This window comes from Desulfobacterales bacterium (assembly GCA_029211065.1).
Lineage (GTDB): Bacteria > Desulfobacterota > Desulfobacteria > Desulfobacterales > JARGFK01 > JARGFK01.
The window spans coordinates 1-21,309 of sequence record JARGFK010000018.1 but is presented as its reverse complement, the minus strand read 5'-3'; the positions used below and the strand labels follow the sequence as shown (position 1 = coordinate 21,309).

At 50.5% G+C, this 21,309-nt stretch carries 15 protein-coding genes; 14 read left to right on the top strand and 1 reads right to left on the bottom strand.

Features of this window, described 5'->3' with window-relative positions:
* Window positions 1-28: 28 nt before the first annotated feature.
* Window positions 29-1,525, bottom strand: a complete 1,497-nt coding sequence (locus P1P89_05925; protein ID MDF1591037.1) for a Do family serine endopeptidase — start codon at window positions 1,523-1,525, stop codon at window positions 29-31.
* 292 nt (window positions 1,526-1,817) lie between these two features.
* Between P1P89_05925 and P1P89_05920 the strand changes: the two genes are divergently transcribed.
* From P1P89_05920 to P1P89_05855, 14 genes are all read left to right on the top strand, one after another.
* Entirely contained in the window at window positions 1,818-4,337 is a 2,520-nt protein-coding gene (locus P1P89_05920) for a TIGR03960 family B12-binding radical SAM protein (protein ID MDF1591036.1), read from the top strand.
* An 80-nt stretch (window positions 4,338-4,417) separates the two neighbouring features.
* Window positions 4,418-5,980 (top strand): Rne/Rng family ribonuclease, encoded by a 1,563-nt coding sequence (locus P1P89_05915; protein MDF1591035.1) that lies wholly within the window; start codon window positions 4,418-4,420, stop codon window positions 5,978-5,980.
* 163 nt (window positions 5,981-6,143) lie between these two features.
* Window positions 6,144-6,278, top strand: coding sequence for a 50S ribosomal protein L34 (rpmH, locus tag P1P89_05910; protein ID MDF1591034.1), 135 nt, complete (start codon window positions 6,144-6,146; stop codon window positions 6,276-6,278).
* 571 nt (window positions 6,279-6,849) lie between these two features.
* On the top strand, window positions 6,850-7,077 hold the full coding sequence (gene yidD, locus P1P89_05905; GenBank protein ID MDF1591033.1) for a membrane protein insertion efficiency factor YidD: 228 nt from the start codon (window positions 6,850-6,852) through the stop codon (window positions 7,075-7,077).
* Between the two features lie 193 nt (window positions 7,078-7,270).
* A complete protein-coding gene (gene yidC, locus P1P89_05900; protein MDF1591032.1) occupies window positions 7,271-8,929 on the top strand; it encodes a membrane protein insertase YidC in 1,659 nt (552 codons plus the stop codon).
* Between the two features lie 15 nt (window positions 8,930-8,944).
* On the top strand, window positions 8,945-9,772 hold the full coding sequence (locus P1P89_05895; protein MDF1591031.1) for a Jag N-terminal domain-containing protein: 828 nt from the start codon (window positions 8,945-8,947) through the stop codon (window positions 9,770-9,772).
* Between the two features lie 9 nt (window positions 9,773-9,781).
* Window positions 9,782-11,194 carry a tRNA uridine-5-carboxymethylaminomethyl(34) synthesis GTPase MnmE gene (mnmE, locus tag P1P89_05890; protein MDF1591030.1) on the top strand — a complete coding sequence of 471 codons (1,413 nt, stop codon included), beginning with the start codon at window positions 9,782-9,784 and terminating at the stop codon, window positions 11,192-11,194.
* Window positions 11,195-11,342: 148 nt separating this feature from the next.
* Window positions 11,343-12,062: a YkgJ family cysteine cluster protein gene (locus tag P1P89_05885; protein ID MDF1591029.1), complete on the top strand. Its 720-nt coding sequence runs from the start codon at window positions 11,343-11,345 to the stop codon at window positions 12,060-12,062.
* Window positions 12,040-12,396: a hypothetical protein gene (locus P1P89_05880; GenBank protein ID MDF1591028.1), complete on the top strand. Its 357-nt coding sequence runs from the start codon at window positions 12,040-12,042 to the stop codon at window positions 12,394-12,396. Before P1P89_05885 ends, P1P89_05880 begins: the two co-directional genes overlap by 23 nt.
* A 370-nt stretch (window positions 12,397-12,766) precedes the next feature.
* On the top strand, window positions 12,767-13,129 hold the full coding sequence (gene dksA / locus P1P89_05875) for an RNA polymerase-binding protein DksA (GenBank protein ID MDF1591027.1): 363 nt from the start codon (window positions 12,767-12,769) through the stop codon (window positions 13,127-13,129).
* 7 nt (window positions 13,130-13,136) lie between these two features.
* Entirely contained in the window at window positions 13,137-13,997 is an 861-nt protein-coding gene (locus P1P89_05870) for a PHP domain-containing protein (GenBank protein ID MDF1591026.1), read from the top strand.
* Between the two features lie 65 nt (window positions 13,998-14,062).
* On the top strand, window positions 14,063-14,755 hold the full coding sequence (rnc, locus tag P1P89_05865; protein MDF1591025.1) for a ribonuclease III: 693 nt from the start codon (window positions 14,063-14,065) through the stop codon (window positions 14,753-14,755).
* Between the two features lie 75 nt (window positions 14,756-14,830).
* Window positions 14,831-15,868 carry a radical SAM protein gene (locus tag P1P89_05860; protein ID MDF1591024.1) on the top strand — a complete coding sequence of 346 codons (1,038 nt, stop codon included), beginning with the start codon at window positions 14,831-14,833 and terminating at the stop codon, window positions 15,866-15,868.
* Window positions 15,869-17,156: 1,288 nt separating this feature from the next.
* Window positions 17,157-21,248: a DUF6531 domain-containing protein gene (locus P1P89_05855; protein ID MDF1591023.1), complete on the top strand. Its 4,092-nt coding sequence runs from the start codon at window positions 17,157-17,159 to the stop codon at window positions 21,246-21,248.
* The last annotated feature ends 61 nt before the right edge of the window (window positions 21,249-21,309 follow it).

The following is a 21,309-nucleotide window of genomic DNA, read 5'->3' as shown; positions in this document are numbered from 1 at the left end:
GTCGTGTTCTATTACCTTCTCTTTTATATTACAGCTTAACCGTTATATAATAAAGTTCGCTATCCCTTTGCAGCAGCATCACAACAGATGATTTGTTCCGATATTTTATCATCGCTTTTTCAAAGTCCTTGATGTCCTTGATGGGGATATCGTCCAGCCGGCGAATGACATCCCCCGGCCGGGCCCCGATCCGGGCCAGATACGACTGCGGCTGCAGCTCTGAAATCACAACCCCTTCCGTAGCTGTTGTCCGGTTTGGGTGGCGACGGCCGGTGCCTATATTTTCCACGGCCACACCCAGCAGCTTGCCGATCAGGGCCTTTGCCTGACCCATGGGAAAAACAGCCGCTTTGACGGAAACACGCTGCTCCTTGCCGCCGCGCTGCAGATCTATCTGAAGGGTGTCGCCGCTGGCAAAATCGTTCATGGCCGACTGAAAATCCTGACTACTCTGGAGTTTTTTGTTTCCCAACGAAAGGATAATATCACCTTCCCGGATTCCCGCCTCCCCGGCCGGGCTGTTTTTTTCCACTTCCTTGACAAGCACGCCTTTGCTTACCGGAATGTTGAGGTATTTTGCAAGCTTATTGTCGATATCCTGGACAACGATGCCGATCCAGGCCGGGATCACTTCGCCGTGCCGGATCAGGTCGGAGATAATCCGTCTGGCCTTGTTGATGGGTATGGCAAAGCCGATCCCCTGGGCCTTGGCATAGATGGCCGTGTTGATTCCGATTAGGTCCCCGTTGATGTTCAGCAGGGGCCCGCCGCTGTTTCCCGGATTGATGGATGCATCTGTTTGGATAAAGTCCTGAAATACGCGGTCGTCCGTTCGGATGCTTCGACTCAGGGCGCTGATGACGCCTGTTGTGACGGTGTGGGAAAACCCAAACGGATTGCCGATGGCAATCACGGTCTCGCCGATCATTAAATCATCCGAGTTTCCCATTTCAATGGCCGGCAGCGGCGTTTTTGACTCAATCCGCAGGACCGCCAGATCAGAGTCGGGATCTGCACCGATAATTTGCGCCTCAAACTCCCGTTCATCATTTAACACCACCTTGATCGTCCCGGTTTTTTCAATGACATGGGCATTGGTCAGGATAAAACCCCTTTTGCCGTCAATGATGACGCCCGATCCCAGGCTGCTGCGCTGGTAGCGCTGCTCAAAGCCGGGATCAAAAAAATCCTTGAAAAAAGAATCAAAAAAAGGGTCCATCCCGAATCCGGAAAAAGGATTGGCGCGCTTGCGTACTTCGTACCGGGAGCTTATGTTTACAACCGCCGGGCTGACCTTGCGTACGGCATTGACTACAGGGGTTTCACGCTGATATTCCGTGCCGCTGCCGATGGACGGCCTGGCCATAAAGAGCACCATGACGATCATCAGCGCCAAAATGATCTGTGTATATATGTTTTGCGATTTCATACGATAAACGATTTCTTTAATGTCATTATGTTTCCGTCTGTATTTGATGCATATCGACTTGAACCGCAGCAGCGAGCGCATTCCCCGTCCCGCCATGGCGGGACTGCAGGGTTCTTCAATTTTTGCTGCTTTTATGAACCATAAATCATCAAAGCGATTATCGCAACTGCAATTGAATGTCAGAAAAAATATCAAATTCTTTATTTTAACTTGAATCCCTGTTATTCGAGCCTAAAGTTAATAAAAACAGAAGCGGGTTAGAGCGGTTGTCAAAACTACATTCAGATTCAGCCGCCGGACAATTCCGTTTCAAGGCGCCCAATTCCCTTTTGGGGGGAATTAATGGGCAGCCCCTTAAAACAAATACAGATTGAAAAGAAATAATAGTATGAACAACAACCGTATAGAAGATATTCTGCCCCTGGTGGAACGGCCCAGCCGGTATTTAGGATCGGAAGTAAACAGCATCCATAAAGATCTCGCCGGTATAAAGCTAAAAATTGCGCTGGCTTTTCCGGACATGTATGAAATCGGCACCTCCCACTTCGGTCTCCAGATCCTTTACCACATCTTGAACCGGCAGCCCCAGATTGCAGCTGAACGGGTTTTTGCGCCGGCCCCGGACATGGCGGCGCTTTTAAAATCATCCGGCGCTGCGCTGCAAACCCTTGAAAGCGGGTGGCCGCTGCGCCGGTTTAATATCATCGGCTTCAGCCTTCTCTATGAGCTGAACTACACCAATATGCTCGCCATGCTTGACCTTGCCGGAATTCCCTTTAATGCAGACCAGCGGGACCTTTCCTATCCGTTAATTATTGCCGGCGGCCCCAGCATGGTGAACCCGGAACCGGTGGCCGACTTTTTTGATGCCATTCTGGTGGGAGATGGAGAAGAAGCTGTTTTAGAAATGGCCGAGGCCTGGCTTTTATGGAAAGAAGATGGGTCCGGTGACAAACAAACCCTTTTAAAAATGTGGTCTGCCATCGAAGGCGTCTATATTCCTTCTTTTTTCTCACCGGTATATGACGCATCCGGGTTTCAGACCCTGATAGCCAGGTTTCCGGACTATACAAAAGTCCGTCGCGCCATTGTATCGGACCTAGATAGCGCCGCATTTCCCCAAAAGCCGATCCTCCCCTTCGGACGGCCGGTTCATGACCGCTTGCGGCTGGAAATTTCCCGGGGCTGCACCCGGGGCTGCCGCTTTTGCCAGGCCGGAATGACCTATCGCCCGGTTCGCGAAAGAAAGACCGAAACGCTGGTAGCGCTTTCCGAGGCATCGCTGGCTGCCACCGGGTATGAGGATTTATCGCTACTCTCCTTGAGTACCGGCGACCACAGCTGTATCCAAGCCCTATTGCAGCACCTGATGGACCGCTGCGAGCAGAATCATACGGCTGTCTCCCTTCCGTCGATTCGGGCAGGCACCTTGACGCCGGAGTTGATGAAACTGATCAAGCGGGTCCGCAAAACCGGATTTACCATAGCGCCGGAAGCCGGCAGCCAACGGCTCAGAGACGTCATCAACAAGAACATTCTAAACGATGAAATCATCCGTACGGTAAAGGACGCCTTCGGTCTGGGATGGCGGGTCATTAAATTATATTTCATGATCGGGCTTCCCACCGAAACCCCAGGGGATCTGCGCGAACTGGTGGAACTGGTAAAGGCGCTGCGCCTAATTAAATCGCCCACAGGCGCGAAGCTGAGGAAGGGCGCCATCAACGTCAGCATCACCACATTTATACCCAAGCCCCACACCCCGTTTCAATGGTCAACCCAGCTTTCTCTGACGGAGTCCAACGAAAAAATCCGTATGCTCAAGGACCAGCTCCACTTATCCGGCATCCATTTTAAATGGCAGAATCCGGAGGTCAGCGCCATCGAGGGGCTCTGGTCCCGGGGCGACCGGCGACTTTCCCGGCTGTTGACAGCCGCCTACCGGCGGGGATGTCGGTTTGACGGCTGGAGCGATTTGTTTCAATTTCATTCCTGGCAGAAGGCTATTGAGGATGCCCAGGTGGATGCCGATTTTTACACCACCCGTACAAGGGACATTGACGAACCCCTTCCCTGGGATCATATAGATTGCGGCCCTTCAAAGGATTATTTAAAAGCGGAGTGGCAAAAGGCGCTTGCAGCCGAGCCGACCCCGGACTGCCGCAAGGGAGCCTGTAACAGCTGCGGCGTCTGCGATTTTGACCGGGTGGCCCCGATCGTTTTTACAAGCTGCCCGACGCCCCCGGCGCTGCCTGCTCCGGCCGCCCCCTTCGAAGAGCCGGCGTTTCAAACTTTCCAGTTGACCTACGCCAAAAAGGGACCGGCCAGATATTTCGGACATCTCGAGATGGTCAACATCTTTCTGCGCGCTATCCGCCGGGTCAACCTGCCGCTGAAATACTCCCAGGGGTTTCACCCCATGCCGAAAGTTTCTTTTGAAGACCCGCTTCCCATCGGCCTTGAAAGTCTTGCAGAAATCATGTCCGTAACGGTTCGAGCACCTGTAAAACCGGATGAGATACCAACCGCTCTGAATTCACATCTTCCCGAGGGGCTTGAGGCCCTGGGCTGCCGGCCGGCCCCTGCAAAAGCCGACCGGGCCGCTATTCAATCGATCACATATCAGCTGACATTAAAAGAGGGTTCTTTTGATAGAGCGAAATTACAATATTTTAATGATAAGCCCGAAGTTATCCTTGAACGGCTGAACCGGAAAGGAAACCGGATACAAATCGATCTGAAAAAAACGGTTGTAAAGGTTGAGTTCCTTTCAGACGTTAAACTCCAGCTGACGCTTAAATCGGAACCCGGTAAAACAATCCGGCCCTTTGAAGCTGTTTCTGAAATTTTCACCATCACCCCGGAAGCCATTAAACTGGCCAGATGCGTCAAGATTGTCACGAATTAGATCATAAAATTAATTGCAAACGATGGGGTATTTGACGTATAATGTATCCGATTGGCTTTTACAAAAGGGACCCGATCCGTATGTATAAAAAAATTGTAATTAATGTTGCCCCGCATGAAACCCGTGTTGCCCTCCTGGAGGATGGAACGATTGTGGAACTTTTTATCGAGCGGAAAGATGAGTCCAATATCGCCGGGAATTTTTATAAGGGCAGGGTTCAGCGGGTTCTTCCGGGAATGCAGGCCGCTTTTGTGGATATCGGACTAAATCAGGCCGCGTTTCTGTATGTAAATGATATCAACGGCCATCACTTTAACCGGATGGAGGAACAATTATTCACATCCGAAACAACGGAGGAAGCGCCTTCGGCCAATGATTCCTCTGCTGTAGAGATTTCGCCAGAGCCCTCCCCGGGCGGCTTTGATAAAAAGGATTTTTCCATTGAAGATCTGATTAAAGAGGGACAGGAAATCCTGGTTCAAGTCGCCAAGGCGCCCCTGGGAACCAAAGGGGCCCGGGTCACGTCTTATGTGTCGCTTCCGGGTCGCTATCTGGTGCTGGTACCGGACTCGGACCACATCGGGATTTCCCGGCGAATTATTTATGAAACCGAACGGCTCCGTTTAAAAGATCTGACTCAGACCCTGCGAAAGGATAATCTCGGCTACATAGTCAGAACCGCCAGTGAAGGAATTCAGGCCGAAAAACTGGCGTATGAAATGGAGTTTCTCAACAACCTGTGGAAAAACATCCAAAAAAAATATAAAACCGCGCCGGCGCAAGCCCTTATGCACTCAGAGCTAAATGTGATTCTGCGGGCGGTAAGGGATTTGCTGATACATGAAGCCGAACGGTTGGTTATAGATTCGCGGCAGGGATATGAATCCGTGCTCGCCTTTCTGGATGAGTTCAGCCCCAGCCTGAAAGATTCCGTTGAGTTATATGAAGGCACAGAACCGATATTTGATGTTTACAATATTGAAGGGGATATTTCCAGGGCGCTGAAAAGAAAGGTCTGGCTGAAGTCCGGTGGGTATCTCATGATTGAACAAACCGAGGCGCTGGTGGCCATTGACGTGAATACCGGCAGATATGTCGGCAAGCACAACCTCGATGAAACCATATTAAAGACCAATCTGGAGGCTGTTAAGGAAATTGCCTATCAAATCCGTCTGCGCGATATCGGCGGTATAATTATTATCGATTTCATTGACATGAGCAAAAAAAGCAACCAGGAAAAAGTCTTTCAATCCCTGATCGAAGCATTGAAAAAGGATCGCAGCAAAACCAACGTACTGCCCATGTCGGAGCTGGGCCTGATTCAGATGACCCGAAAACGGATCCGCAAGCCCCTCAACCGGCTGCTGTGCGAGCCCTGTTTTTACTGCGAAGGCGAGGGATATTTGATTTCCAAAGAATCGATTTCTTACAATATTTACCGGGAACTCCGCCGCGAGGCCATGGAATCGCTCGGCGCCCGGCTGACGCTGCGCGTCAATCCCAATATTGCGGAGCTGATGCTGAGGGAAGAAAACCATGCCATCACGGCCCTGGAGCAAAAGACCGGCAAACAGATCGTTATCTTTCCCGAACCCCAGTTTCATATGGAAGAATTTGATATCATGGAGATGACCCTTTCTTAATAATGACGGCCGGCCGGAAACCATAAGAACCCATAATTTGTTCCTTGACATCATAAATCGTTTATGCTTTATTTCCACGGTTTGACTGAAACGGTGTTCCGGAGAACACTATAAAAAATTTTATGACTTAAGTATAAACATACGCTCGTAAGGGGATTTAGATATGAAACAAACCTATCAGCCAAGCAAAATAAAGCGTGCCCGAACCCATGGCTTCCTAAAACGGATGTCCACCAAAGGGGGCAGGCGGGTCATTAGCCGTCGCCGGGCCAAAGGCCGGATGCGGTTAGCGGTATAAATAGCTTTGTCGCTATAGCGAAAATATTTAGTTATTTCGGTTCGTTAACACGAAATATCATCATTTTGAGTATGTGGGATACCACTCTGCTTTGCACTAAAACAGAAGGTACCTGTTTTATTTGAGCAATCAAATTAATTTTTGGGACTTTCCCCCAATTCAGTGGCTGAACCGGGCGGCAGAGCGGGATAAAACTTTAACTATAGGGGTACAGCGGGCTAAAATCTTTTGCGCTTTTTTTTTACCAAGACGGACAGGATTTTAAAGCGATCCGATTTTCTTCGGTTGCAGCAGACAGGAACGAAAATTCAGAATAATCACTTCATTGCTTCGTATGGTCCCGGACGCTCTAACAGGTCCCGTCTTGGCATCACCGTAACAAAAAAGGTTGGCAACGCTGCGACGCGCAACAGAATCAAACGGATGTCGCGTGCATTCTTTCGGCTAAACAGGCATAAATTAAAAGGTGGCTGGGATATCGTTATTATCGCCAAAAAAGAAGCCGTCGATCTAACTTCCGGCCAGGCGGTTTCGTCCCTGCAGAATGTCTTCGACAGGATACCGAGGAACCTTGGTAATTAACAAAATCATCGTCAGGCTGTTTTTATTGCTCATAAAAGCCTATCAGTACATCGTGTCGCCTGTCCTGACGCCTGCCTGTCGTTTTTACCCGACCTGTTCAAATTATGCTTACGAAGCGCTGGCGCAGTATGGTCTGGCCAGGGGGGGCTACCTTGCCCTTAAACGGCTTTTGAGGTGCCACCCTTTTCATTCCGGCGGAATCGACCCGATTCCTTAACCGGCAGCCAGGCCCGGTGTTAATCCATATCCTTTGAACGGTGCGACCGCAACGCCGAAAATTGCAGCAGTTTAAAAATCCTGCAATCGGATGTGTTACACCCCGCAAAAGAATTATCCCCCTTTGCTAAGCCCTAATTTTAATATATACCAGATGTAATTTTTATATTCCTTCTGAATAGCAGGAGAAAATCATGGAACAATCACGTTTGTTAATCGCCATAGCACTTTCTTTTCTTGTTTTTTTTGCCTGGCAGGCCCTTTTTGTAGATAAAGAAGCACCGCAGCAGCAGAAAACGACGGCTCCGTCGGATCAATCCGCCCCCGCCACACCCGCCGCACCAGCGGTTGAGCCGATCATCACCCCCGCGGTTCCCGCGGCAAAACCGGCCGAGCTTACACCCCGTTCCCAAGCCAAAACAATCACGGTTCAATCGCCTTTCTATGCCGTTGAGATTTCCGAAAAAGGGGCTGCTTTTAAAAGCTTTGTTTTGAAAAACTATCGGAAGCGGGTTGAGGAAGATTCTCCCTACATGAACCTGGTTCCAGCCGGGCTGGAATCCGGCACGATCCTGACCGGGTTTGCCGGAAAAAGTCTGGGGGGTATTGATCACGCCATTTTTGCCGCCCAAACCCCGGCTGAAATGATAGATGCCACCAGCAGCCCCCAGAGCGTTTCATTTGTATATGTAACGGATGAGGGAATCACTGTTGAAAAGACCTACCTGTTTTCACCGGAGACCTATCGCATCGGGCTGACGGTTACGATCCAGAACGCTTCCCCCCGGACCATCACAGACAGCCTGACGCTTTCCCTGATGACGCTGCTGCCTGAAAAAGAAGAGCGCTACGGCTTCAGCGGCCCCAGCGCACTGATCAACAACAAGCTTGAAAATATCGCAATTAAAAAAATCAAAGACAAAAACACTTATACCGGTAAGCTAAAGTGGGTGGCTGTCCAGGACCGCTATTTCATGGAAAGCATTATCCCCCAGATCACCGATGTTGAGGCCGGTATGCATCTTATTCAAAAAGAAAATAACCTGCTGGAAACCCAGTACCGTCAGCCGGTCAGCGTAATACCATCCGGAACCCAACAGCGGTTCGAATACCAGCTCTTTCTGGGCCCCAAAAGCATGCGCATTTTAAGACAGTTTGGTTTCGACCTGGACAAGGCCGTTAACTTCGGCTGGTTTGACTTTATCGCCAAACCCTGCCTGTGGCTGATGAATCAATTGTACCGACTGATTCCCAATTACGGCGTTGACATCATCATCCTGACGTTATTCATCAAAATCCTCCTCTGGCCCCTGGGAACCAAAAGCTACAAGTCCATGAATGAAATGAAAAAACTTCAACCGTTGATGACCGAACTCAGGGAAAAATACAAGCACGACAAAAAAAAGATGAACGAAGAGGTTATGGCGCTTTACCGGGTCTACAAGATCAACCCCATGGGCGGCTGCTTGCCGATGGTGGCCCAGATTCCGGTATTTTTTGCCCTGTACCGGATGCTATACGAGGCCATTGAACTGCGACATGCCCCTTTTGTGGGCTGGATCAACGATCTGTCCGCACCAGACCGGTTGTTCAGTTTCAGCTTTTCAATTCCTTTTATGGAGCCGCCATACGGGATTCCGGTTTTAACCATAGTAATGGGGGCCTCCATGCTGCTGCAGCAGAAAATGACACCCACGCCGGGCGATCCGATGCAGGCCAAAATGATGATGTTCATGCCGGTCATTTTTACTTTTATTTTTATTAACTTTTCATCGGGGCTGGTGTTGTACTGGCTTATCAACAACATCCTTTCAATGGCGCAGCAATATTACATCACCAAAAAAACTGCTTAATCAGGGAGGAATAGCATGCCCTCACAGATGGAATTTGAAGGTAAAGATCTTGAAATCGCTATTAAGAATGCAAGCAAAAATCTGAGCATCCCTGCAGATAAGCTTAAATACAGTGTAATTTCCTATGGATCCACCGGGATCTTCGGCCTGGTGGGCGCCAAAAAAGCGCGTATTCGCGTCACAGTACCGGACAGCGCACCAAACAAACCCAAAAAGGTGCGCACACCGCCACCGTCGGATCAGAAGGATATTCCAAAAGATAACCCAGACCCTGAAATAACGGCTGCGCCTCCACCCATTGAAATTGCTGCCGAAATTGAACCGGATATAACCACCCCGCCGCTGGATAAAACCCCTTCGCCGCCGGATGAAGCCGCCCTGCAGGCAGGCAAGGACGCACTTCAGCAGATCGTCGACACCATCACCACAGGGGCCTCCATTTCCATTGAAACGGATCCCGAACACACCCTGTTTAATATCAGCGGCGGCAATTCAGCCATACTGATCGGCAAACGCGGCCAGACACTTGACGCCATGCAATATCTGGTTGAAAAAATCGTCAACCGGCAAAACGATGACCGCATTCGCGTCCAGGTAGATATTGAAGACTATTTGAAAAATCGAAAAAACAATCTGATACAGCTGGCCGGTCGCCTGGCAGAAAAAGTGAAGCACACCGGCAAAGCCGCTTCTGCCGGTCAGATGAACGCCCATGATCGCAGAATCGTCCATGTGGCCCTAAAAGACGACATGGCGGTTCGGACCCAGAGTATCGGAGAGGGCTTATATCGCAAGCTGATGATTTTTCCCAAGAAAAACACTCAAAAGAAAAAATCGACCTAAACCGAAACCATGGACCCTTCCACCATTGCTGCCATTGCTACCCCGCCGGGCAGCGCCGGTATCGGTATTATTAAAATCTCTGGACCGGATGCTGTATCCATAACTTCGACCATTTTTGTTAAAACTGGCAAAAATGCAGCCCGATCTGCCGGATCGTCCTTTGACAATCCGGCTATATTGGAATCCCATCGACTCTATCTTGGCCATATTGTAGATCCCGAAACAGGGCGTACCCTGGATGAAGTTCTCCTGTCCGTCATGCGCGCCCCCCGCTCATATACCGGAGAGGATGTGGCTGAAATCAATACCCATTCCGGCATGACTGTTTTTCGTGCTATTATGGAACTGCTTTTGCGCCAAGGCGTCCGCCTTGCCGAGCCGGGCGAATTTACCAGACGGGCATTTCTTAACGGCCGCATCGATCTGACCCAGGCCGAAGCTGTCATTGATATCATCAATGCCCGTACCGAAGATGCCCTTGAAATCGCTTCCGCCCATATTAAGGGTGAATTCAAGGAATGTATTGGGGCTGCAAGAAACGCGCTGCTGGGCGTCATGACTTTGATGGAAGCGGCCATCGATTTTCCAGATGATGTCGAACCGGTTGAAATCCGTATTGTAATTGAAACCTTGCAGGGAGCCGTTGTAAAACCGCTATCAGAACTGGTGGCACATTACCGCCACGCGCATATCCTCAGGGACGGTTTGAATCTGGCGGTGGCCGGCCGGCCCAATGTGGGCAAATCCAGCCTGATGAACCGCCTGATTCAAAAAGACCGGGTTATTGTCAGCCCGATTCCTGGTACAACCCGCGATTTTATCGAAGAAACCCTCAACATTCATGGCATTCCGGTAATAATTGCCGATACCGCCGGCCTGCATGAAACCCTGGACCCGGTGGAAGTGCTTGGGATTCAAAAAACCCGTGACTATATCAGCAAGAGCGACCTGGTCCTATTTATGGTCGACGCCAGCGTACCACTGAAAAGTGAAGACCTTCAGATATTTGAGTCTGTTAAAACCAAAAATGTCATTCTGGTTTTAAACAAACAGGATCTGGTTACGGACCCTGATCCGGCCCGCCTGCCGGAAAGCTGGCAGTTCCTGCCCCGGGTCCGGATTTCAGCCCTTTACAATCAAGGCATTGACCGCCTTAAAGATTTGATTGCATCGGTTTCCATGGGGGACGCTCGTCTGGATCTTCGAATAAAGATGATCCCCAACCTGCGTCATAAGCAGCTTCTGGACAAAGGCCTGCTGGCGATCCGCAATGCTTTGGAAGCCCTCAAGGCAGACACCCCTCTGGAGCTTGTTGTCATTGATCTTCAGGAAGCAGCAGATGCCCTGGCCGATATAATCGGGATCAATGTTAAAGAGGACATTCTGGATCAAATTTTCAGCCGTTTTTGCATCGGCAAGTGATGTTTCACGTGAAACATTCAGGGTTCCGTTTACATCTAACATCTTATCTCAATTAAAACCCGCCGGGAACTTGCATTCCGATATCCTTGAGCTATATTTATAAAGATAACGACTCCGGCGAATTATCAGAAAGCGAGGTTTTTCTTTTATGCGTAAAACGTTACAGCCCTTTTTTAACCAATATGAAACCCTTGTTGAAATGACTGACAGCACATTCAGCCGTGTCAAGAAGGAACACAGCGATTGTGTGACCTGCAAGATAGAATGCGCCGACTGCTGCCATGCGCTTTTTGATCTGACGCTGATCGAGGCGTTATATCTGAATCATCACTTTAATCGAATATTCAGTGGTCCGGAAAAAGACACCCTCCTGGAAATCGCCAACCGGGCCGATCGCTCCGTTTATCAGATCAAACGACGGGCGCTCCAGGCCCTGGAAAGGGGAGCGGCTGAAGCCGACGTTTTGACCCAGGTGGCTGAAGAACGGATCCGCTGCCCCTTGCTGGACGAAAAAAACCGGTGCGGCCTGTATGCGTTCCGGCCGATTACATGCCGGCTTTACGGCATCCCCACTTCCATCCAGGGAACCGGTCACACCTGCGGCAAGTCCGGCTTTGTCAAGGGGTCCGCGTATCCGACCGTCAATCTGGACGTTATACACCGCAAGCTTTTTGATATCTCGGCAGCACTGGTTAAAGCGCTCGGTTCCCGGCATATAAAAATGGCCGACATGCTCCTGCCGGTTTCCATGGCACTGCTGACGGTTTTTGATGAGGACTATTTAGGCCTTTCGCCGATAGAAACACCAGAAACGGATGGAAACAGCCGGAAAAAAGGAGGAAACAATGACCCCGCACAATCCGGATGAGGAGGAGAGAAAAAAGGCCATTTTTAACAGCATGTCCCCCCGGCGCCAGCAGCACATCCTCAAAAAGGGATATGACCGCTGGGATCCTTTTCAGGAGCCCAAAGACCCCATCGATATCCGTCGTGACCCCACCAAGCGAACGTCTCAAATGCTGGTCAGAGAATTTTTACAATCGCGACCCCTTGAGCAATACAGCAATGCATATGGTCGGGGTGTTCTGGAGATCTGTCTGGGAATCATCAACAGCGACGAACGGTTCGTGGGAATGTTCGAATTTAGCTGCTGGTATCAGGATCTGCTGCGAAAAGAAGGGCATTTGGAAAAACCCCGCTGACATTAACGGCTGACGGGACCGGTGCCGGACACAGACCCTGAACCGCAACAGCGAACGCAAACCCTGCCTCGCCCTGACGGGACTGCAGGGGTCTTGAATCCTTTCCAAAAGAAAATTTTTGAGATCGGCCTTGACCTTGATGATAGGCTATTTAATCCTTTACATAAAATTTAACATATGTTACAAATTTTTACTTTTGGTGCTAATATGTAATGATCCTTTTTCAAATTTAATCTTGGCGTCCCGGCTGTATGCTTTGGTCGGCAAATGCATCATGTATCTTAAAGGTTGTTTTGGGCAGGCGCATCAGCTGAGAAATGCCGACACCAACGCGTCAATCAGATAATTCTCATTTTTGAAAAGGCTGCTTATGAAAAAGAAAGATTTAAACTACTTTAAAAAACTTTTAACCCATCAGCTGGAACAACTATTGAGTCAGGCGGATGATACGGTTTCCGGAATGACGGCCCCCAAGGAAAATTTCCCGGATCCCACCGATCGCGCTTCCCTCGAGGCGGACCGCAATTTCATGCTGCGCATCAGAGACCGTGAAAGCAAGTTGATCAAAAAAATCAAAAAGGCCCTTGAACGGATTGACGACGGCACCTTTGGTATGTGCGAATCCTGTGGTGAAGAAATTACCGTAAAGCGGCTTAAGGCCAGATCGGTCACGACACAGTGCATTGATTGCAAAACCAAAGAGGAGGCGTTAGAGAAAGCCCTTGGATTGTAACCACTGTGTGAGGATTGACCTTCATATTCACACCACTGTATCCGATGGCACGTCGACCCCGGCCCAAATCCTTACACTGGCCCACGAACTCGAACTTGGTGCAATCGCCATTACCGATCATGACACCCTGGACGGTGTCAAGGAATCGTTTCGCATCGGCATTCCGCCCTCGGTTCGATTCCTGACCGGAGTTGAAATCAGTGCAACCCCACCCCCGCCATTCCGTTGCCCCGGAAGTTTTCATATTCTGGGTTACGGCGTTCGCCCCGAGGATCCGCTTTTAAACCAGATACTCTTTCAATTGCAGGATGCCCGCAACAACCGAAATCCACGCATCATCGAACGCCTGAACAAGCTCGGCCTGGATATTACCCTTGAGGAAGTGAACCGCATCGCCGGAGACGGACTATTGGGAAGGCCCCATATTGCCCGCCTGATGGTAAAAAAAGGATACGCCCGCTCCATTAACGATGCTTTTGACAATTATCTGGGAAAAGGGAGACCCGCTTATGTAGACAAATTCCGGGTCGATACGTCCCAGGCCATCTCGCTCATAAGCAGCGCCGGCGGCCTTCCGGTTTTAGCGCATCCTTATCTGCTGGAGACCGAAAGCGAAAAAGAACTTGAAGATCTGGTGATCATGATGAAAGCCATGGGACTCAAAGGGCTGGAAGTGTATTATCCGGACCATCCGCCGGAATATACCGCCCAGTGTATGGAGCTGGCCCAAAAGCACGGTCTGCTCATGACCGGCGGCACGGACTTTCATGGCAGCCTCAAACCCGAAATTCAAATGGGCATCGGAAGGGGTGATTTTTTCGTACCTTATGAGATTTACGAAAAACTGCAGCAAAATCTCCATCGATAACGCTTTTTGATTTAACCGTTTCCCCCTGATGCCTGTATTCACAAAATAAACGTATGTGCGGTACTATGGAAGAGAGCGATCTACACCTGATTGAACAGACAATTTCCTATGAATTCAAGGACAAGAATCTGCTCCAAGAGGCCCTGCGGCACAGCTCCTATGCCAATGAACAGCCTGATACAGGCCTGCGCGATAACGAACGGCTGGAGTTTTTAGGAGATGCAGTTCTGAACCTGGTGGTGGGGCATATCCTCATGCAGCGCAATCCGGAGCTGAAAGAAGGCGAACTTTCGCGCCTGCGGGCCGGGATTGTCAACGAGTCCCGCCTGGCGGCCTTTGCCGTTGCCATAAACCTGGGAAATTATATTCAGCTTGGAAAGGGCGAGCTGCAGACCCTGGGCCGCAAGAAAAAATCGATCCTGGCCAACGCCTTTGAGGCCCTGCTGGCCGCAATCTACCTGGACGGCGGATTTTCAGCCGCATTTCAAATCATTGAAGCCCGCTTCGCCGATCTGTTTGAAACCATCGCCCGGCCGACCGCCATTCCTGATTTTAAAACCCGGCTCCAGGAATTGGTGCAGCAAATCCACAGCGAAACCCCCACCTACCATTTGGTTGATGAAAACGGCCCGGATCATGACAAAACCTTCACCGCCCGGGTGGCATTTGCTTCCCTGCAGGCCGACGGCATCGGCAAGAGCAAAAAGGCGGCCGAACAGGAAGCCGCGCGGCTGGCCCTGGAAATGTTAACCAGTTAGGATCACACCCAAAAGAGTGGATGACCCTGAAAGGATTCAAAGCGCCGAGGGGTCCAGGGTTCAAGAGAAACGAAAATGAATACCGGCAGCCGCAAAACTAAAAAACCATTTATCATCCCTGTTTTTTTGCCCCATGCCGGCTGCCCCAACCGCTGCGTGTTCTGCGATCAGACAGCCATCACTGGTGAAAAACCATCTCTGCCGAGTGCGGAATCCCTTTGCGAACAGGTGAATTCGTTTGTCGCCTATAAGAACAAAACGCGAAAAAACGTTCAAATCGCCTTTTACGGTGGAAATTTTCTGGGCCTTGCGGAAAAAAATGTCCGGATGTTGCTGGAAGAAGCCGCCGCATTTGTCCGGGCCGGCAAAGTGGACAGCATCCGTTTTTCCACCCGGCCGGACACCATTGATGCCGTCCGGCTCAACTGGCTGAAAGCTTTTCCCATCTCCGCCATCGAGCTCGGGGTCCAGTCCATGGATGACAGCGTGCTGACACTTTCCAACCGTGGGCACACGGCAAAAAACACGCAAAAGGCGGTGGAGCTGCTGAAGGAGAAAAAATACCAAATCGGCCTGCAGCTCATGTTGGGCCTTCCCGGTGACAATGAAGCCCGCGCCGTCAAAAGTGCACAAAAAACAGTTGATCTCTCACCCGACTTTGTCCGCATCTATCCCACCGTGGTCCTTAAAAACAGCCCCCTGGCCCGGCTGTTCCAAAGGGGGGAATATCAACCCCTATCACTGGAAGCGGCTGTTTCCCTCGCCAAAAAATTCTACCGGATTTTTGAAGCCCGCGGTATTCCGGTCATCCGCATGGGTCTGCAGTCTTCGGAAGAGCTTGACGCCGGCACAAATATCCTGGCCGGCCCCTATCACCCGGCCTTCGGCCAGCTTGTATATGCCGACTTTTTTCTGGACAAAGCCCGGTCGCTGCTGCAAAATTTAAAAAACAGTCCCGAATCCATTAGCATACAGATTCACCCCCGCAGCCTGTCCCGTCTTCAGGGGATTCGCAACCAGAATATTATGACGCTTAAAAAAGAGTTTGGTTTGCAGTCCATCGCTATGGTTACGGACAATTCCCTGGCCGAAAATGAATTAAAGGTCGTTTAGGATAGCGCCGCTTAAAGCACGCCTTTATAGTTGCACAAAAAATTGTGCGCCCTGCCATATAAAATTGCCCAATCCATTTTCGGCTTTTGCCTGTTTCACGTGAAACATTTCAACATTCACCCAAAGAGGAATCTTATGAATCTTCATCGCACGGGTTAAAATATGCTTTATTAATAATTCTAAACGTTATAAGCATACAAAGCTTTTTCCCCACAGACGTCCCCACCAAATTACATCATTACATCCAGAAAACTGATACAGGCGGTCAAAAATGATTATGCACAAAATTATGTGCATGGCGTGCACATTTTTTTGTGCATAACATGGGCCTAATTCTCAATTTTCCCGATATTCAAGCTATCACAACCGGATGCCGCCGTTTTCTAAAAGTACATTATGTTTTATTTTTTAAACGAGTTATATCGTTTGTTTGATGAATTGTTAATGGGTAGTCAAATTTTGGCCCGAACCTTGCTAATATTTGTGGACGTATCTGTACCCCTCTCCTTCACCACCATTACTTTTAATTAGCAGTTAACATTTTTAGTTTAAAAGGAGGATGGTGAGAACCATGGATCATTTTAAACTCGAAAAACATTTCTGCAAACGTGCGCTTTCCTTCCTGTTCGCCACCCTTTTAATTTTAATCCTTCCTGGACAAGTCGCCATCGCCGTAGAAGCACCCATCATCAGCGGCCAAACAAAAATGACCCCGGGTGAACAGCAGGTTCTGTCCATCATGAACTATCAAACCGGCAACACCTATACATGGAGCATTGAAAGCGGTGGGGGGACCTTAAGTGTCGCCTCGGGGCAAAGTACAGCCTATACCGCACCGACTTCTAATCCCAATTGTGCAAACAATCCTACAATTCAGGTGGTCGATTCTTATGGCAATACCGGTTCAATTCAAATCGCCATAAACACCTATACGACATCAGTTACCGCGTTCACAGTCATTGAGCCTGCTTATCGTCTAAAAGCCGTTTCGTTTGGCGGCTATCCCAGATGCGAAGAATATCCTTGCGGCACGCGAGCAGGTTTTGGTGTTAATATAGAACGCCGTTTTCAAAAGTACCGTTGTGACGGCACTTATATTGGTTCTCAAATATGTTGGAATGTAAGTACCGCCTGTTGTGGTCCTATGTGCCCAACTTGTTTGCAACAATCGGATGGGTTAATAGCCTTGTTTAATTCTGGATCGGAACCCGGCTGTATAACGAATTGGGGTCCCTTCGGCGATTCGCGCACCCCTGAACAGAAGGCGGCGGGCTGTTGTCCTGAACAGTTGCTTTCAAGTTACGCGCCCAAGCAGTATGCGCCCCTGAATGTTGACTTCGGCAAAGATCCTGATGCTAAATATCCTGTATGTGAAAAAGAAAAAGTCGGCAATCCCATATCGATATACAACGGCAACAACTTTGAATCCCAGACAGACTTGAGTTTTCCCTCCCCGGGTGGCCAGCATTTTGAATTTACACGATATTACAACAGCCGCTCCACTACCCTGGTTGGCAGCGGCTACGGCTGGATTCACAACTACCGCGCTATTTTAAATACAGGGATTGTATATAACGGCGTTTCATACCTGAGAATTATCGATGAGACCGGCCGCGGCGTTTACTTTACGGATCATGGCGGCGCTTTCAAGGAACGATCCCATGTGCAGCTGGAAAACGGCAACTTTGTCTGGTACCGGCTGGATGGGCGCCGATTTATGTGGAATTCAGGCCGATATCTTATTCGGATTGAAGAACCTTCCGGCAAGCATCGATTGCTGACCTATGATGCCGCAGGCCGCCTGGCATCCGTTGTCGATGAAGCCGGCGGGCGGACCCTCACCTTTAATTACGACGGTAATGGCAGGATAGAATCCATATCCGGCCCGACAACCCCAGCTGTAGGCAATGGCATCTGGGTGCACTATGGATATGACGCCAGCGGCAACCTGATATCCGTCACCTATGCCGACGGCTCCGGCTACAATTATGAATATGTAAATCCCGGCAATCACAACCTCACCGCCAAAAAAGACAAGCTGGGGCATCTGCTGTCTTCCTGGACCTATGACAGCCAGGACAGGGCCGTTAGCAATTTTACCCGGGACGGCAAGGGCGTCAGCATCCATTACGTCAGCAATAACGAAGTCCGGGTGACCGACGCCTACGGCATTGCCCGCACCTACGCCATCTGGGATATCGACGGTCGCAAAAAAGTCACGGATATCAGCGGTCCTTCCGGCTGCGCCGACTGCGGCGATGAAGTCACGCGCATCGAATATGACAACCTGGGCCGGGCCATCGAAGTGGCATACGCCGGCGGCCGGATCGACCAGTTTGACGATTTTGACAGCCGCGGCAATGCCCGCATCTTCAAAAAAGCCGTGGGCAATTCGGATGAAAAAACCATTTTCTACACGTATCACCCGGATATCGACGCCAGACTCAGCCGGACCGAGACCAGCCTCCTTGGAAGCGGCAGCAAGGTCACCATCTGGGACTATGACAGTGACGGCGACGAAACACCGAATGAAAACCCCACCCGCCGGGTCTACCGGCTGATCGAGCGCGGGTTTACCCGGGATGCTGCCGGCTATGTGGTTCTCTTTGATCGCACCACCGCCTATACGTATAACAGCAAGGGTCAGGTCCTGACCATTGACGGCCCCCTGCCCGGCAGCCAGGACACCATCGCCTTTTCTTACAATGCCGCCTCGGGCGACCTCCTTGCCGTGACCCGGCCCCTGACCGGCGCCGTCAGTTATTCCGATTATGACGGCGCCGGCCAGGCCGGCCGTATCACGGATGAAAACGGCAATACCACCCTTTTGACCTATGACGGCCGCGGACGCATTACCTCCATCACCCGGGAAGCAGACAATGCTGTCGCCGAATTTAGCTATGACACCGCAGGAAGCCTCCATGAATCCATCGATCCTGACGGTGTGTCTACAGCCTTTGTCTATGATAGTGTATACGGCCGGCTCACGAATGCCCAGGATCCCCTGGGAAATTATTTGTTTTACGGATACGATCAGCAGGGAAACATCGCAGAGCAAAGCATCCATGCTTTTGATGGCGAGCGGCTTTATTTCAGGCGTTTTAGCTACCAGGGACCGCAGCACCCCGGCAAGCTCTGGAAGGAGATCAACCCGGACAACACCTATACCGAATACAGTTATGATGCCGGCGGCAATATCCAGGCCGTCACCGACCCGGCTGCAAAAACCACCTTTTATAACCACGACAGCCTGAACCGCCTGAGGGCCGTCACCCGGCCCGGGGGCGTTCAAACGGTCTATGACTATGACGGAAACGATAATCTTGCTGCGGTTACGGACGCCGAAGGCCACCGCACCGTCTACGAGCAGGATGATCCGGGCCGGTTGCTTAAAACCGACTCGCCGGACACCAACGCCGCCACCTATGCCTATGACAATGCCGACAACCTGATTTCCAAAACCGATGCCAGGGGCATTACGGTTCAATACACCTATGATGCCTTAAATCGCCTGACCGCCATTTATTACCCGGATCCAGACCAGAACGTATTCTTTTCTTATGATCAGGGTCAAAACGGCATGGGGCGTCTTACCGGCATCCGGGATCCGTCCGGCGCCGTATCATACGGATACGATTTTGCAGGACGTCTGATCCGGGAGACCCGGACGGTAAACGGATTTGAACACACGACCCTTTATGCCCACAGCTCGGCCGGGAGAATTCGCGAAATCACCTATCCCAACAACCGCAGGGTCCGTTACCGGTATGATGCCGCCGGTCAGGTCATAGAGGCTGCCAGTATCTTTGAAGAGGCGGAAACCGTTCTCGCAAATGAAATCATCCATTTGCCGTTTGGTCCCATAACCGCCTTGAGCTTTGGAAACGGCCTTGGCTTATTAGGCAGCTTTGATCAGCTTTACCGGCCGACAACCGCCCAAACGGAAAATGTTTATAACCGCAGCCTCACCTATGACCCGGGCGGCAATATCATCCACATTGACAACCTGCTGGATCCCGCCCGCAGCCAGTCGTTCGGTTATGATCCGCTAAACCGCCTGATCACTGCAGAAGGGATCTATGGTTCCATCAGCTACATTTACGATAATGTGGGAAACCGCCTCAGCAAAAACCTCAACGGCACGGTGGATATTTATAATTACGTTCCCGGAACCAGCAGGCTTTCCGACGCCGGCGGCCTGCCCTATACCTACGACGCCAATGGTAATCCCACCGCCATGGGAACCAGGAGCCTTTCCTACAACCAGAACAACCGGCTGATCCGAGCTGCGGATAATGGTTCTGTTTTGGGAGAATATGTCTATAACGCCCTGGGCCAGCGGGTGGTTAAAACGGCAGTCGGCCAACAAATCATTTATCTGTATGACCAGCAGGGCAACCTGATGGCCGAGGCAGACGGCAAAGGCAACATCGTCAACGAATACATCTGGCTGGACGGCCGCTTGCTGGCCGGGATAAAAAGTGGTAAACAGGTAGTTGAAGCTTTGGTTGACATTGATCCGGACACCCTGAACCTCGACAGTCACGGCAACTGGGTCACGGCGTTCATCCAGCTGCCGGAAGATTTTGATGTGGCCGAAGTTGATCCGGCAACCCTCACCTTAAATGGTACGGTTTATGCGGACAGGGTACAGGTGGAAGATTTTGACAGCGACGGCATCCCGAACCTGATGGCCAAGTTTGACCGCGCCCGGGTATCCGGCACGCTGCAGCCGGGCGACGGAGTTGAGATGCTTGTCGAAGGGGAAGCGGATGCATTTCTGATCAGCGGCGTTGACACCATCCGGGTAATCAGCAAGGGCAAAAAAAACAGGAAGGGGCAGGACACTGCAACGGCAGCCCGGACGGCTTTTTCCATTTCAACCGCGTCAAAAACAAGCCGACTGGTCTTTTATCACCTGGACCACCTGGGAACGCCACAGGTGGTGACCGATGAAAATGCCGAGGTGGTCTGGCAGGCGGATTATCTGCCGTTCGGGGAAGTGAATATTACCGCCAATGTAGTGGGAAATGAGTTTAGATTCCCCGGCCAGTATTATGATCATGAAACAGGCCTCTACTATAACTACCATCGGTACTATAACCCTGCTACAGGCAGATACTTGACGCCGGATCCGGTTGGGCTGGGTGGCGGGGCAAATCTTTTTGTCTACGTCAAAAACAACTCCATCAACTTTACAGATTTTGCGGGTTTATTTTGCGAATGTAATGACGCTTGCCCTTCAGGTTCATATGTATTCACAGGAACGGAATACGGAGGTTTCCTCTTTTTTGGTGGCGTGACTGCAAAGCACTTACTTTTTAAGTGTATGGCCGGAGAGGACATGTTTCATTTAACAATTCAAAGTCAATGTCGTTAACTTAAGCGATTGGCTTATAGCAAATATAAAATTTCCTGGATGATACCCGGTGATTTCGGGG

Coding starts and splice junctions, on each gene's coding strand:
- P1P89_05920 (MDF1591036.1), top strand. CDS start 1,818: ATGAACAACAACCGTATAGAAGATATTCTGCCCCTGGTGGAACGGCCC.
- dksA (MDF1591027.1), top strand. CDS start 12,767: ATGAAAAAGAAAGATTTAAACTACTTTAAAAAACTTTTAACCCATCAG.
- rnc (MDF1591025.1), top strand. CDS start 14,063: ATGGAAGAGAGCGATCTACACCTGATTGAACAGACAATTTCCTATGAA.
- P1P89_05925 (MDF1591037.1), bottom strand. CDS start 1,525: ATGGCGGGACGGGGAATGCGCTCGCTGCTGCGGTTCAAGTCGATATGC.
- P1P89_05860 (MDF1591024.1), top strand. CDS start 14,831: ATGAATACCGGCAGCCGCAAAACTAAAAAACCATTTATCATCCCTGTT.
- P1P89_05895 (MDF1591031.1), top strand. CDS start 8,945: ATGCCCTCACAGATGGAATTTGAAGGTAAAGATCTTGAAATCGCTATT.
- P1P89_05915 (MDF1591035.1), top strand. CDS start 4,418: ATGTATAAAAAAATTGTAATTAATGTTGCCCCGCATGAAACCCGTGTT.
- P1P89_05885 (MDF1591029.1), top strand. CDS start 11,343: ATGCGTAAAACGTTACAGCCCTTTTTTAACCAATATGAAACCCTTGTT.
- yidC (MDF1591032.1), top strand. CDS start 7,271: ATGGAACAATCACGTTTGTTAATCGCCATAGCACTTTCTTTTCTTGTT.
- P1P89_05880 (MDF1591028.1), top strand. CDS start 12,040: ATGACCCCGCACAATCCGGATGAGGAGGAGAGAAAAAAGGCCATTTTT.
- mnmE (MDF1591030.1), top strand. CDS start 9,782: ATGGACCCTTCCACCATTGCTGCCATTGCTACCCCGCCGGGCAGCGCC.
- rpmH (MDF1591034.1), top strand. CDS start 6,144: ATGAAACAAACCTATCAGCCAAGCAAAATAAAGCGTGCCCGAACCCAT.